Origin of the sequence: Bradyrhizobium sp. USDA 327 (assembly GCF_041262065.1) — a bacterium.
In the GTDB taxonomy this organism is placed as follows: Bacteria; Pseudomonadota; Alphaproteobacteria; order Rhizobiales; family Xanthobacteraceae; genus Bradyrhizobium; species Bradyrhizobium liaoningense.
In genome coordinates, this window is the sequence record NZ_JBGCCW010000001.1 from 4,046,717 (window position 1) to 4,059,274 (window position 12,558).

Consider the following 12,558-nt stretch of genomic DNA (forward strand, 5'->3'; position numbering starts at 1 on the left):
GTTTGTCGCCACTCGTTGCCTGCGGTATCCTCGCGCCGTCGCGAAGCCTATTGGTCAACGATGTCTGGCGAGGCCTCGGCCTGCGGCACGTGTGAATTGTCGATCTTGACCGGGCTGCCGTTGCGCAGCTTCAGCTGGCCGGCGATGACCACGGTCTCGCCCGGCTTGATCCCATCGTTGACCGCGACGCGGTCGCCTTTCGGAGGCCTCGTCTTGACGAACATCTGCCGCGCGGTGCCCTGCCCGTCATGGAGATCGTCGACGAGATAGACCAGATCGCCGTAGGAATTGTTCACGATCGCGGTAAGCGGGAGGGTGACGACCTGCTCGGGCTTGCCGACGGCGATCTCGACCTTTGCGAACATGCCCGGCAGCAGCCGGGCCTCGCCGTTGCGCAAGGTGGCGCGAACCTGGACGTTGCGGCTGCTTGAATCCACCTTGGCGTTGATTGCCGTGATCTGCCCGGTGAAGCGCTCGGCCGGAAAGGCATCGACTGCGACCGACACGTCCTGCCCGATGCGGATCGAGGCCAGCGCCTGCTGCGGCAGGTAGAAGTCGACATAGATCGGATCGAGACTCTGCAGCGTGACGATGCTGGTCCCGGCGGAGAGATACTGGCCGAGATCGACGGCGCGGATACCGAGGCGCCCGGAGAACGGCGCCTTCAACGTCTTCTGCTCGAGCAGGGCCTTCTGCTGGTCCACCAAGGCCTGGGCGTTCTTCAGGTTGGCCCTGTCGCTGTCGACCGTCGCCTGGCTCACCGCGTTGAACTTGATCTGCTCCTCGTCGCGCTTGAGCACGATCGCGTAGTTCTCCGCCGTCGCCTGCAGTGAACGCAGCTTGGCGAGGTCGTCGGTCGCGACCAGCGACAGCAGGGTCTGTCCCGCCGTGACGCTGTCACCCGAGGAGAATTCGATGCTCTGCACGATGCCGGCGACCTGGAGCGCGAGATCGGCGCCGTTGACGGCGCGCAGCGAGCCGACCGCGTTCAGGCTGGACTGCCAGGGCGCATTCGCGGCAACCACGGTGGAGACGGTCTGCGGCGGATTGGCCAACGCGCCGATGGCCTTCCTGATCATGATCTCCTTGAAGGTCTGGAATCCATAAAGCCCGCCGAACAGGATCGCCATCCCGCACAGCATGATTGTCATCCGCTTGATCATCGCAACGCGTCCTCGGTCTTCTTGTCGGTGCCGGCGAAGTAACCGGCATTGGCGCGCGGCAGCGCGTCCGGCGTTTCATCCACGCGATTCCACCAGCCGCCGCCGAGCGCCTGAAACAGCGCGGCGGTGTCGGTGAAACGGGTCGCCTGCGCCTTGACGCGCGACACCCGTGCGTTGAGGTAGGATTGCTGGGCGTTGATGATGTTGGCGTACGGCACGGCGCCGGTCTTGAACTGCTCGACCGCCATCGCGAGGCTGTCGGCCGTCGCCTTCTCGGCGGCGGTCTGCGCCTTCAGCGTCGCGGCGTCGTACTGGATGGCGCGCAGCGAATCCGCGACGTTCTGGAAGGCGGTCACCACCGTGCTCTTGTAGAGCGCGAGATCCTGCTCGAACGCCGCCACGTCGGCTTCCTTGGTGTGGTACATCGTTCCGCCATCGAAGATCTTCTGGCTGACGCTGGAAGCAGCACTCCAGACGATCGTCTCGGGCGAGAACAGCCGCTCGGGGCTGGTGGCGCCGTAGCTGCCCGAAAGCGTGAGCTGCGGCAGCAGGTTGGCGATGCCGACACCGACAGTCGCGGTCGCCTGATGCAAGGTCGCCTCGGCCTGACGGATGTCCGGGCGCTGCCGTACCAGTGTCGAGGGCAGCGACAATGGCAGCCGCCCGGGCAGGCGCAGATCGGCCAGCCGCACATGCTCGCCGCGGTCCTGGCTCGGCAACCGGCCGAGATAGGCCATCAACTGGTTTCGCTGTTGCGCCAGCTGCTTCTGCAGAGGGGCCAGCGTCGCCTTGGCTTGCGCCAGCGTGGCCTCTTGCGACAGCAGGTCGGATTTCGAGATCGCACCGATCTCGAACTGGCGCTGGATGCGCGCCAGCTGATCCGACTCCGCCTTGATGATCTCCTCGGTCGCAAGGATTTGATCGCGGAGCGAGGCATCCGTGATCGCGGCCGTCACCACGTTGGCGGTGAGCGCGAGATAGGTCGCTTCGAGCTTGAAGCCCTGATAGTCGGCCTGGGCTTGCAGCGCCTCGACCTGACGCCGCGTGCCGCCCCAGATGTCGAGCGTGTAGGATACGCTGACGGAAGCGTTGTAGAGCGTGTAGGTCGAACCTTGCGCCGGCCACACCCCCGACTGCGACGTGCTCGTCCGGTCGCGCTCCGCCGAGGCGCTGCCGGACACTTGCGGAAACAGGCTGCCCTGCTGCGCCAGCGCATTCTCCCGCGCATAGCGCAAGGCGAACTGCGCCGCCTGCACGTCGGGATGATTGCGGATGGCTTCCTCGACAAAGGCGTTGAGCTGCCGCGAGCGGAATAGCGCCCACCAGGCGCCGGGAATGTCCCTGCCTGTTTCGAAGCCCTGCGAATTGCCGCCGGTCACCGGCGCACTGGTGGTGGCGGCCGGGCGCTGCTCACGTGTGTAGCCATCCACGGCCGGTCCGGCCGGCGACACGAAGTCCGGTCCGACGGCACAGGACGCCAGCACGACGCCGCAGAGCGAGACGCCGGCCCAGGCCGAGGCCCGCGCCGGCCGCCACCCTCCTGCGACGACGGGGACGTGCCTGGGCCTGCCTGGAAGAGGAGCTGTCAAAGAACTAAACCGTTTAGTTTTTATCCGGGAGGCTGTATGTTGCAGGTTGGAACTAAAAGTCAAGCCGTGGGGTTACGGGTTTAATGACGACGACAGTGCATAAGGCGCAGATGCGAGAGACCAAAGGACTGGCCGATACGAGTCAGAAGCCGCGCGCCAGGGCCAAGCACAGCCAGATTCTCGACAGCGCTCGCGTTCTTTTTCTCGATCAGGGTTTCGATGCCACCAGCATGGACGCGATCGCGCGCGAGGCCGGGGTCTCGAAGGCGACGCTCTACGTTCATTTCGACGACAAGGACGATCTGCTGCTGGCGCTCGTGAATGAGGAGTGCAAGCGCTTCGGGCCGAAGACGTTATGGCGCGACCACGGCGGCAAGATCGATCTCAGGGCAGAACTTCACGCCATTGGCACGACGTTCCTCGAAGCCTTTCTCGACCAGCGCGGACTTGCCGTGCACAGACTCGTGATGTCCTGCGCCTCGCGTTATCCGCGCGTGGCGGAGGTTTTCATGAAGTCCGGACCGGAGCGCTGCGACGCCGAAGTGGCCGCCTTCCTGCGTGCAGCGCAGGCGCAGGGCCTCGTCGACGTTCCCGACGTCGCCATGGCGGCGACGCAGTTTCTCAGCCTGATCCAAGGCAAGGAGATCCTGAAATGGGCTCTCTCGATGAAGACGCCGAGCCCGGCCCGCCATCGCGCGCTGATCGAGAATGGCATCAACGTGTTTCTCGCCGCCTATGAGCGACGTCCCGCGGCTGTGAAGCAGGCGCGGCGAAACCCGGCGAAGGCATCTGCGCGCCGCTAATATCAGGACCGCTCAGGCGCCCAGCACGTCGGCGAGCCGCCTATCCGCGGCGTCGAGCTCTTTCAGGAACAGTTCGGCCTCGATCTCCTGCAGATGCGACAACATCAGCGCGCGCGCGGCCTCGCCATCGCGCCGGCCGATCGCCTCGACGATCCCGGCGTGGTGATCGGTGCCGCAAGCCGGCGTGTCGTGGCGGCGGTAGAGCAGGATGATGAGCGAGGAGCGCGCGATCAGCTCCTTCAGGAATCCGAGATAGATGCTGTGGCCGCTCATCTCGGCGACGAGACGATGAAACTCGCCGGAGAGCCGCACCGAGGCGCGCGCGTCGCCGCGCAGCTCCGCCTCGCGCTCCTCGGTGAGATGGCCCTGCAGGCGATTGATCCAGGCCGGGGACGCCGCATCGATCGCGTGATCGACGATGGTGGGCTCGATGAGGCGCCGCGCCTCGAACACTTCGCGAGCGTCGGCGGGCGTAGGCCGCGCGACGAAGGCGCCGCGGTTCTTCTCGATGTTGACGATGCCCTCATGCGCGAGCTGTTGCAGCGCGGTGCGCACCAGCGTGCGGCTCGCGCCGTAGATATCGCCGATCTCGTCCTCTCCGAGCTTCGTGCCCGGCAGCAGGCGATGTTCGAGGATCGCGGCGGTCACGCCCTCCCGGATACGGCTGACGCGATCGCTCGCATCTGGCGCATCGGATTTCGGGCGGGTCTTGGCGGCCATTGGTGTGAGGGCTCGATCGGCGACGTTCGGCCCAATGTTAGTCGACCAGCTGTATCCAATCACAGGCGAAACTTTATACAATCGTCGCCCGTTTTGTGTGCAGAAGAGCGCGCCGGCGTCGGCCAGCCGACCGGGGCCGGAATTGACCTAACGATCTGACTCCACTGCACAGTTTTCTGAAATCGGTTGGCTGAGGGGTGTTGGCACGGAGCTTGCGGAGAGAGGCGGGAAGCATCGCCCCTGCTCGGACACGCCATGGCCACTCCCGCCGCTCTCGAACTGGTCGCCGTCACCAAGCGCTACGACACCACGCTGGCGGTCGACAACGTCAACCTGAAGATCCCGGCCGGCACCTATTGCTGCCTGCTCGGCCCCTCCGGCTGCGGCAAGACGTCGACCCTGCGCATGATCGCGGGCCACGAGGCGGTCAGCGAGGGCGACATCATCCTCGGCGCGCAGAACGTCACCGACCTCGAGCCGGCCAAGCGCGGCACGGCGATGATGTTCCAGTCTTACGCGCTGTTTCCGCACCTCAGCGTGCTCGACAACGTCGCCTTCGCCTTGAAGATGCGCGGGATCGACAAGCCGACGCGGCACAAGCGCGCCGGCGAATTGCTCGAGCTGGTCGCGATGAGCCAATATGCTGGCCGTCTCCCGGCGCAGCTTTCCGGCGGCCAGCAGCAGCGCGTGGCGCTCGCCCGCGCGCTGATCACCGAGCCGCAGATCCTCCTGCTCGACGAGCCGCTCTCCGCGCTGGATCCGTTCCTGCGGGTGAAGATGCGCGGCGAGTTGAAGCGGCTGCAGCGCGAGCTCGGCATCAGCTTCATCCAGGTCACCCACGGTCAGGAAGAGGCGATGGCCCTCGCCGACCACATCGTGGTGATGAACCACGGCCGGATCGAGCAGCAGGGCACGGCACGCGAGATCTTCCACCATCCCCGCACCGAATTCGTGGCGCGCTTCATCGGCGGCCACAACGTCCTCAGCGACGCCGGCAAGCTCATCGCCGTGCGCGCCGATCAGCTCGGCATCGCGCCGTTCGCCGACGGCGCGTTCGGCGCGCCGGCGCTGCTGACCCAGACCGAGTACCAGGGCTCCTACATCGCCGTCTCGCTCACGCTCGACGACGGCACCGCCCTGTTCTCCCACCTTCCCGAGGCCGCCTTCGACGTCCACCCGTTCCGTCCGGGCGATCGCGTGCTGGCCACCTGGGATCCCGCCAAGGCGCAACCCCTGCAATAGCGCCGATCAATCACCGGAATGCGCAACAGAGGAGTGACGACATGACCGAGACCACCAGGACGAAGGGCGTCAGCCGCCGCACGCTGCTCAAGGGCACCGCAGGTCTCACCGGCCTTGCCGCCGGCTCGGGGGCGATCACCGGCTTTCCTTACGTAAAGTCGGCCGACGCGAAGGTGCTGCGCTATCTCGGCACCGCCGTCAACGAGGGCGACGACATCGCAAAGCAGTGCCTGAAGGACACCAGCATCAAGATCGAATACATCACCGCGACCACCGACGACGTCACCAAGCGCGTGATGACCCAGCCGAACTCCTTCGACGTGCTGGACACCGAATATTTCTCGCTGAAGAAGATCGTGCCGTCGGGCAACATCCTCGCGCTCGACGCCAGGAAGATCAAACAGTTCGACAACATCACGCCTGTTTTCACCAAGGGCGAGACGCCCGGCGGCAAGAAGATCGGCGGCCAGGGCACGGCGCCCTGGAAGGTGCTCTACCTCGAAGGCAAGGACTCCAAGAAATTCGCGACGTCGGCGACCGAATTCGTGACGCTGATCCCGACCGTTTACAACGCCGACACGCTCGGTATCCGCCCCGACCTGATCAAGCGGCCGATCAATTCCTGGTCCGAGCTGCTCAACCCCGAGTTCAAGGGCAAGGCCTCGATCCTCAACATCCCCTCGATCGGCATCATGGACGCTGCGATGGTCGTGGAAGCCTCCGGCAAATACAAATATGCCGACAAGGGCAACATGACCAAGGAAGAGATCGATCTCACCATGAAGGTCATGACCGAAGCCAAGAAGGCTGGTCAATTCCGCGCCTTCTGGAAGGATTTCAACGAGAGCGTCAACCTGATGGCCTCGGGCGAGACCGTGATCCAATCGATGTGGTCGCCGGCGGTGACGAAGGTGCGCTCGATGGGGATCGCCTGCACCTTCCAGCCACTGAAGGAAGGCTACCGCTCCTGGGCCTCCGGCTTCTGCGTCTCCAAGGGCGTCTCGGGTGCAAAGCTCGAATGGGCCTATGAGTTCGTCAACTGGTTCCTGTCCGGCTATGCCGGCGCCTATCTCAATCGCCAGGGCTATTACTCCGCCGTCCTCTCCACCGCGAAGGCGCATATGGAGCCCTACGAGTGGGCGTACTGGATGGAAGGCAAGCCGGCCGAGAAGGACATCAAGGCGCCCGACGGTTCGCTCTTGGAAAAGGCGGGCGCCGTGCGTGACGGCGGCTCCTACGAAGACCGCATGGGCGCGGTCGCGTGCTGGAACGCTGTGATGGACGAGAACGACTACATGGTCCGCAAGTGGAATGAGTTCATCGCGGCGTAACGGACATGTCGGAAGAAGTTCTGCAACAGGCAACCCCGGGCTTGATCCCGGGGTCGGGCACAGCGCGCGCCGCAAAGCCGACGCGCCTATCGCCGTCCTTCATCTCCTGGCTCCAGGCCGGGCCGATGATGCTGGTGTTTCTCGCCTTCTTCCTCATTCCGCTCCTCTTCGTCGTCATCGTATCGTTCTGGGACTACAATGAATACCAGCTGCTGCCGGCTTTCTCTGGCCGCGGCTACACCGACACTTTCGAGGGCTGTCTCGCGCAGCTCCCCGATCTCTGCACCATCGGCAAGACCTATCTGAAGACGCTGAAGCTGTGCTTCCTGGTCTGGGCCATCACGCTGTTCATCGGCTTCTGGGTCGCCTATTTCCTCGCCTTCCACGTCAAGTCCAAGACCTGGCAGATGGGATTGTCGTTGCTGTGCACGATCCCGTTCTGGACCTCCAACGTGATCCGCATGATCGCCTGGATTCCGCTGCTCGGGCGCAACGGCCTGGTGAACTCAGGCCTGATGAAGACAGGCCTGATCAACCATCCGATCGAATGGCTGCTGTTCTCCGAGTTCTCCGTCGTGCTGGCGCTGGTGCACCTCTTCACCTTCTTCATGGTGGTGCCGATCTTCAATTCCATGGTGCGCATCGACAAGTCGCTGATCGAGGCGGCCTATGACGCCGGCGCCACCGGCTTCCAGACCCTCGTCAACGTCATCATTCCGCTGTCCAAGCCCGGCATCGTGATCGGCTCGATCTTCGTCATCACCATCGTGATGGGCGATTTCATCACCATCGGCGTGATGGGCGGCCAGCAGATCGCCGCCGCCGGCAAGATCATCGAGACGCGGGTGAATGCTCTGCAGTTCCCGGCTGCCGCCGCGAACGCGGTGATCCTGCTCGTCATCACCTTCCTGATCATCACCATGATGTCGCGCATCGTCGACATCAAGAAGGAGCTCTAGAGCATGACGGAAGGACGCCCGCGCTCTTTCTACGTGCTCGCGATCTTCTTCGCGGCCTATGTGCTGTTCCTCTATGGCCCGATGATCGCGATCTACGTGCTGTCGTTCCAGGGGCCGCAGGGCGGCCTCACCTTCCCGATGAACGGCGTCTCGACCTTCTGGATCGCGAAACTGTTCCAAGGCACCGGCATCGTCGATCTCGGCGCGGCCTTCCGCCGTTCGCTGCTGCTTGGCCTCGTCGTGATGGTCCTCACCGTCGTGCTGTCGGTCGCCGCAGGCATGGCGTTCCGCCGCAAATTCAAGGCGCAAAGCATCCTGTTCTATTCGGCGATCGCGAGCCTGATCGTGCCCTCGATCATCACCTCGCTCGGCATCTCGCTCGAATTCCGCATCATCGACGATCTGATCAAGGCACATTGGAACGAGAATTTCGAAACCTCGATGGGCCTGCTAACCTCCGGGCTCGGCGCGCACCTGACCTGGACGCTGCCGTTCGGGCTGCTCATCATGTTCGCGATCTTCAACCGTTTCGACCCGCGCCTCGAGGAAGCCGCGCGCGATCTCGGCGCGACACCGTGGCAGACTTTCCGTCACGTCGTGCTCCCGATCATCCTGCCGTCGGTGATCGGCATCGGCCTGTTCGGCTTCACGCTGTCCTGGGACGAACTCGCCCGCTCCAGCCAGGCCATCGGCGCGGTGAATACATTGCCGCTCGATCTGCAGGGACTCACCACCACCGTGACGAACCCCGACATCTATGCGCTCGGCACCGTGATCTCGGCGGTCTCGTTCACCGTGATCTCGCTTGCGCTCGGCACCATCCACGTGCTCAACAAGCGGCAGGCGGCCAAGGGTTCGGACGCCGGCAAGGGACTCGTCTGACAAGGGACTTGTCTGATCCGATGCGGCTGCACGTCGTCAACCCCAACACCACCGCGTCGATGACGGCGAAGATCGCCGCTGCGGCGCGCAGCGTCGCCCTGCCCGGCACGGTGATCGACGCGCGTCAGCCGACGATGGGTCCGGTCTCGATCGAGGGATTCTACGACGAAGCCTTCGCGGTCCCCGGCATGCTCGGCTGCATCCGCGAAGCCGACCGCGACGGTGCAAACGCGCACGTCATCGCCTGCTTCGACGACACCGGCCTCGACGCTGCGCGCGCCGCCGCAAAGGCGCCGGTGATCGGCATCGGCGAAGCAGGCTTCCACATGGCGAGCCTGATCGCCGCGCGCTTCGCCGTGGTGACGACGCTCGGTGTGTCCATCGTGCCGATCGAGCACAATCTGAGAAAATACGGACTCGCCGAGCGCTGCGCCCGCGTCCGGGCGGCCGAAGTGCCGGTGCTGGCACTGGAAGAGCGCAACACCGATGCGCTCGGCAAAATTTCGGCGGAGATCGCTGCCGCGATCCGCGACGACCGCGCCGAAGCCATCGTGCTCGGCTGTGCCGGCATGGCCGACCTCGCCGCCGAACTCGCCGCCACGCACGGCCTGCCCGTGGTCGACGGCGTCACTGCTGCGGTGACGCTGGCGGAATCACTGGTGCGGCTGGGGTTAAAGACCTCCCGGCTCGGGCCCTATGCCGCGCCGAGATCGAAGCCCTATGATGGATTGTTGTCGCAGTTTCAGCCGTAGGCGCAGCAGCAGATACCTATGGACGGCATGAGCACAGGGTCAGTGCGCCCGACCTGCACCCACACCGCGACGGTCGGCCTCGCCGACCGATTCTGATGCGGAATCACTGACGAGCGCAGCCCCGACGACCGGATCAGCAACGCGTCCTTCGGGACGCCTGCGACCGGATTGAGCGAATCTCGCGAAAAAGCGGCAAAAAGGGTGTTATTGAACCTCTTTTTGCACCCGCCCGTCCCATTAATCCCAACCAGCCTCTTTTTGGTCCTATTCCTTGCCGAAACCTAAGGCTTTCGGGACGCCCCGGTGGCCTCTGGGTTGCCGGTCTTCGCCATTCACCAAGTTTCCATTTGGGTTTTGTCAGCGATGATCGATCTCGCCCGGGACACACCGTCCACCTCCCTCCTTCGCCTTGGGGGCCAGCCCATTGCGCTGACCGCTGCAGCCCTCCTGCTCCTGATCGCGGGCGTGACTTCAATCGCGATCTGGCGTGCCTATACCGGCGCCGCCCCTGAGAGCGACCGCATGGTTGCATCGCGGCAGCTCCAGGCCCGCGCGGCCCAGGCGTCCGAGCAGTTGGTCGAGAAGACCAAGGGTCTGGAGGCGACCCAGCAGGAATCGATCGACCAGCTCCAGGTGGTGCAGGATCAGCTCCTGACCATGAAGCGGCTGCTCGCCGCGCAACAGGCCGACACCAAGCGCCTGTCAGAGCAGGTCACCGCCCTGAACGAATCCATCGACGGCTTGCGGCAGTCATTTGCCAGTGCGCGGGCGACCGAGGTCGAGACACCGTCGGTTACCCGCAGGAAACCGGCGCGGCACCGCGTCCAGGCCAGCGCGCGCAAGCGGTCGCGCAGCTGAGCCGACAGCCGCGGGAACTTTATTTTCGCCACTTGTGAACTGGATCACATTCGCCCGTAGGATTCCGCGCGATGTTGGCGGCTACCGGATGGCGTGAGCCGATTTCAATATCCGGGGCTGGCAAGGTCGTTGACGGTATACTGCGTCAACGGCCTTGTTCTTTAACAGGTTATTGCGGTCTCACTCGCAGACGTCGACCCGACGGTACCGCCATCCCGATGGCGTCATGACGCGCTTCCGCGCGACATAGCAGCCGCCGTAACCGTCGTTGTAGCCGGGGCCGTAATAGTAGGGATCCCCGTAGTAGGGATAACCGTAGCCGTAATAGCCGCCGTAGTAGCCGGCACCGACGAAACCCGCGCCGATTGCGACACCTGGCCAGAAGCCGCCGCCACGCCAGGGGCGATGCCCCCAGCCTCCGCCATGGAAGCCACCGCCACGAAAGCCTCCACCATGGAAGCCGCCGCCATGGAAGCCTCCACCATGTCCGAAGCCGCCGCGCGCCTCGGCCGCCTGCGGCGCCAATAGTCCGAACGCCGCCACAGTCAGCGCCGCCACGATCATCTTGCGAAACATCACTCGATCCTCCGCGTGGACACACTCCACGCTTCAAAGCAGGACCAAGCTAACGTCAGTTGGGAACTCGTGACAGCCACGCTGTCTCACTTCCGCGCGAGCGTCAGCAGCCGCGGCAGATGCTCTTGATCTTCCTGTCGAGCTGCTTGTTCTCGGCGTTCACGGTGGCATCAGCCGCCTCACCTCCGCCGGTGCCGGTGGTGACTCCGTAGCCGGGGCCGGATGACTGAGCTGTACCCAGGCTGTTGGTACCGGGCGGCGGAACTGGCGAATTGGCAATGCCTCCGGTCGATCCTACCGAGCCTCCCGTCGATCCCACTGAGCCGCCGCTCGATCCGGCTGACCCGCCGGTCGTTTGCGCGAACGATAGGGCGGGCATCGCTGCGAGTGCGAGGATCATGATCGTAGTCTTGATTGAACCGCCTGCAGATGAGCTTGCCATCGGAAGTCCTCCTTTACCGGTCAACCGACGCGGTGAAGACAGGTTCCGGTACAGGCGTCTCAGGCGCAACGCTGTCGCGTTCGCCGCGCAATACACGGTCTGCATCGTTGGAGCCCCATTCGCGGGCAGCCGCGGAACTGATCTCCACTCCGAGCCGCATCGCGATGCGTCAACCGATCCGCTTCAGGCCCTTCTTGAAGCGCGGGCCGTTGGCGACATAGAACTTGGCCGCGCCTCCCATTCGCTGCACCTGGGCGTCGTCGAGCGTGCGGACCACCCGCGCCGGCGAGCCGATGATGAGGGAACGTTCAGGAAATTCCTTGCCCTCGGGGATGACGGAACCGGCGCCGACAATGCTGTTGCGGCCGACCCTGGCGCCGTTCATCACGATCGAGCCCATGCCGACGAGGGCGCCCTCTTCGATGGTGCAGCCATGCAGGATGACATTGTGGCCGACCGTGCAGTTCCTGCCGACGTGAAGCGGAAAGCCGAGATCGGTATGGCAAGTCGAGCCGTCCTGCACGTTGGCGCCCTCGCCGATCTCGATCCACTCGTTGTCGCCGCGCAGCACGGCGCCGAACCAGACGCTCGCACCCGGCTTCAGGCGCACGCGGCCGATCACGGTCGCGGTCTCCGCGATGAAATAGTCGCCGTCGGCGGGAAGATCGGGCGCCTGCCCGTCGAGCTCGTAGATCGCCATCAAGGTCTCCTGTCGGGTTGACCCAGCCATAGCGAAACGGCGGCCTGGAGGCAAAGGGCCGGCCGCTCAAAGCGCGGCGTCAGACCAGAATGCCGGCCGCGCGCAGCGTCATCAGAAAGAAGGTGCCGCTCATCATGCTCCAGAAGCCGGCGATGACGGTCGCCATCATCACGAATTCCACGCGGCGGCTTTCCACCTGCACGCCGCGCAGCGTGTTGCGCATGATGATGAAGGGCGCGGCGAACACCAGGAACGCAACCGCCGCGAAAGTTTTCGGCGCCACGCCATCCTGCAACAGGCCGAAGCCGGCGGGCCGTTGCGCGAGCGCCTGGTAGCCGTTCACGAGCGCGCCAGCGAGCGCGAAACCGATGCAGATCGAGAAGAAGGTATTGAGAGCTTCAGGTGTCATCGGAGCAGTCCGCATCTACGCAACGCCGGAGCCTACCTGTGACAAAGAGTGCCGGTTAACGCTACATTATCCTTAAGGGAAGGTTAACGCGGCCGGCCGCCCCGCGCAGGGCCGTCCCCGCCTCCCGCAGCC

14 protein-coding genes are annotated in these 12,558 nt (G+C 64.5%); 7 read left to right on the top strand and 7 right to left on the bottom strand.

The features are described 5' to 3' along the window. Positions 1–47: 47 nt before the first annotated feature. Together ABIA42_RS18915 and ABIA42_RS18920 are read right to left on the bottom strand one after the other, a co-directional pair. On the bottom strand, positions 48–1,163 hold the full coding sequence (locus ABIA42_RS18915; RefSeq protein WP_370122431.1) for an efflux RND transporter periplasmic adaptor subunit: 1,116 nt from the start codon (positions 1,161–1,163) through the stop codon (positions 48–50). Beyond that, positions 1,160–2,647 (bottom strand): efflux transporter outer membrane subunit, encoded by a 1,488-nt coding sequence (locus ABIA42_RS18920; RefSeq protein ID WP_370124042.1) that lies wholly within the window; start codon positions 2,645–2,647, stop codon positions 1,160–1,162. Before ABIA42_RS18920 ends, ABIA42_RS18915 begins: the two co-directional genes overlap by 4 nt. 188 nt (positions 2,648–2,835) lie before the next feature. Between ABIA42_RS18920 and ABIA42_RS18925 the strand changes: the two genes are divergently transcribed. After that, positions 2,836–3,555 carry a TetR/AcrR family transcriptional regulator gene (locus ABIA42_RS18925; protein ID WP_370122428.1) on the top strand — a complete coding sequence of 240 codons (720 nt, stop codon included), beginning with the start codon at positions 2,836–2,838 and terminating at the stop codon, positions 3,553–3,555. A 12-nt stretch (positions 3,556–3,567) separates the two neighbouring features. Here the strand turns inward: ABIA42_RS18925 and ABIA42_RS18930 are convergent, their stop codons facing one another. Continuing rightward, positions 3,568–4,275: a GntR family transcriptional regulator gene (locus tag ABIA42_RS18930; RefSeq protein WP_370122425.1), complete on the bottom strand. Its 708-nt coding sequence runs from the start codon at positions 4,273–4,275 to the stop codon at positions 3,568–3,570. Between the two features lie 255 nt (positions 4,276–4,530). Here ABIA42_RS18930 and ABIA42_RS18935 point away from each other — a divergent pair, with 255 nt between their 5' ends. The 6 genes from ABIA42_RS18935 to ABIA42_RS18960 all read left to right on the top strand — a co-directional run bounded on the left by ABIA42_RS18935 (position 4,531) and on the right by ABIA42_RS18960 (position 10,299). Next, entirely contained in the window at positions 4,531–5,517 is a 987-nt protein-coding gene (locus tag ABIA42_RS18935; protein ID WP_370122422.1) for an ABC transporter ATP-binding protein, read from the top strand. Between the two features lie 41 nt (positions 5,518–5,558). Then, entirely contained in the window at positions 5,559–6,848 is a 1,290-nt protein-coding gene (locus ABIA42_RS18940; RefSeq protein WP_370122419.1) for a PotD/PotF family extracellular solute-binding protein, read from the top strand. A gap of 5 nt (positions 6,849–6,853) precedes the next feature. After that, a complete protein-coding gene (locus tag ABIA42_RS18945; protein ID WP_370122416.1) occupies positions 6,854–7,807 on the top strand; it encodes an ABC transporter permease in 954 nt (317 codons plus the stop codon). A gap of 3 nt (positions 7,808–7,810) precedes the next feature. Next, positions 7,811–8,689: an ABC transporter permease gene (locus ABIA42_RS18950; RefSeq protein WP_035676823.1), complete on the top strand. Its 879-nt coding sequence runs from the start codon at positions 7,811–7,813 to the stop codon at positions 8,687–8,689. A 20-nt stretch (positions 8,690–8,709) separates the two neighbouring features. Then, complete coding sequence (locus ABIA42_RS18955) at positions 8,710–9,441, top strand: aspartate/glutamate racemase family protein (protein WP_370124039.1); 732 nt, start codon at positions 8,710–8,712, stop codon at positions 9,439–9,441. 363 nt (positions 9,442–9,804) lie between these two features. Then, positions 9,805–10,299: a hypothetical protein gene (locus ABIA42_RS18960; protein ID WP_271532700.1), complete on the top strand. Its 495-nt coding sequence runs from the start codon at positions 9,805–9,807 to the stop codon at positions 10,297–10,299. A gap of 180 nt (positions 10,300–10,479) precedes the next feature. On the opposite strand, the gene ABIA42_RS18965 is transcribed toward ABIA42_RS18960, so the two are convergent. The 4 genes from ABIA42_RS18965 to ABIA42_RS18980 all read right to left on the bottom strand — a co-directional run bounded on the left by ABIA42_RS18965 (position 10,480) and on the right by ABIA42_RS18980 (position 12,426). After that, positions 10,480–10,875: a hypothetical protein gene (locus ABIA42_RS18965; RefSeq protein WP_370122411.1), complete on the bottom strand. Its 396-nt coding sequence runs from the start codon at positions 10,873–10,875 to the stop codon at positions 10,480–10,482. Between the two features lie 103 nt (positions 10,876–10,978). Next, positions 10,979–11,317, bottom strand: coding sequence for a hypothetical protein (locus tag ABIA42_RS18970; protein WP_370122408.1), 339 nt, complete (start codon positions 11,315–11,317; stop codon positions 10,979–10,981). Between the two features lie 169 nt (positions 11,318–11,486). After that, entirely contained in the window at positions 11,487–12,017 is a 531-nt protein-coding gene (locus tag ABIA42_RS18975; RefSeq protein WP_370122405.1) for a gamma carbonic anhydrase family protein, read from the bottom strand. Between the two features lie 79 nt (positions 12,018–12,096). Beyond that, complete coding sequence (locus ABIA42_RS18980; RefSeq protein ID WP_370122402.1) at positions 12,097–12,426, bottom strand: hypothetical protein; 330 nt, start codon at positions 12,424–12,426, stop codon at positions 12,097–12,099. Positions 12,427–12,558: the final 132 nt, after the last annotated feature.

Bases quoted from the DNA above. Each gene is read 5' to 3' on its own strand.
- ABIA42_RS18965 (WP_370122411.1), bottom strand. From the start codon at position 10,875: ATGTTTCGCAAGATGATCGTGGCGGCGCTGACTGTGGCGGCGTTCGGA.
- ABIA42_RS18915 (WP_370122431.1), bottom strand. From the start codon at position 1,163: ATGATCAAGCGGATGACAATCATGCTGTGCGGGATGGCGATCCTGTTC.
- ABIA42_RS18940 (WP_370122419.1), top strand. From the start codon at position 5,559: ATGACCGAGACCACCAGGACGAAGGGCGTCAGCCGCCGCACGCTGCTC.
- ABIA42_RS18955 (WP_370124039.1), top strand. From the start codon at position 8,710: ATGCGGCTGCACGTCGTCAACCCCAACACCACCGCGTCGATGACGGCG.
- ABIA42_RS18930 (WP_370122425.1), bottom strand. From the start codon at position 4,275: ATGGCCGCCAAGACCCGCCCGAAATCCGATGCGCCAGATGCGAGCGAT.
- ABIA42_RS18960 (WP_271532700.1), top strand. From the start codon at position 9,805: ATGATCGATCTCGCCCGGGACACACCGTCCACCTCCCTCCTTCGCCTT.
- ABIA42_RS18950 (WP_035676823.1), top strand. From the start codon at position 7,811: ATGACGGAAGGACGCCCGCGCTCTTTCTACGTGCTCGCGATCTTCTTC.
- ABIA42_RS18975 (WP_370122405.1), bottom strand. From the start codon at position 12,017: ATGGCGATCTACGAGCTCGACGGGCAGGCGCCCGATCTTCCCGCCGAC.
- ABIA42_RS18935 (WP_370122422.1), top strand. From the start codon at position 4,531: ATGGCCACTCCCGCCGCTCTCGAACTGGTCGCCGTCACCAAGCGCTAC.
- ABIA42_RS18970 (WP_370122408.1), bottom strand. From the start codon at position 11,317: ATGGCAAGCTCATCTGCAGGCGGTTCAATCAAGACTACGATCATGATC.
- ABIA42_RS18980 (WP_370122402.1), bottom strand. From the start codon at position 12,426: ATGACACCTGAAGCTCTCAATACCTTCTTCTCGATCTGCATCGGTTTC.
- ABIA42_RS18925 (WP_370122428.1), top strand. From the start codon at position 2,836: ATGACGACGACAGTGCATAAGGCGCAGATGCGAGAGACCAAAGGACTG.
- ABIA42_RS18945 (WP_370122416.1), top strand. From the start codon at position 6,854: ATGTCGGAAGAAGTTCTGCAACAGGCAACCCCGGGCTTGATCCCGGGG.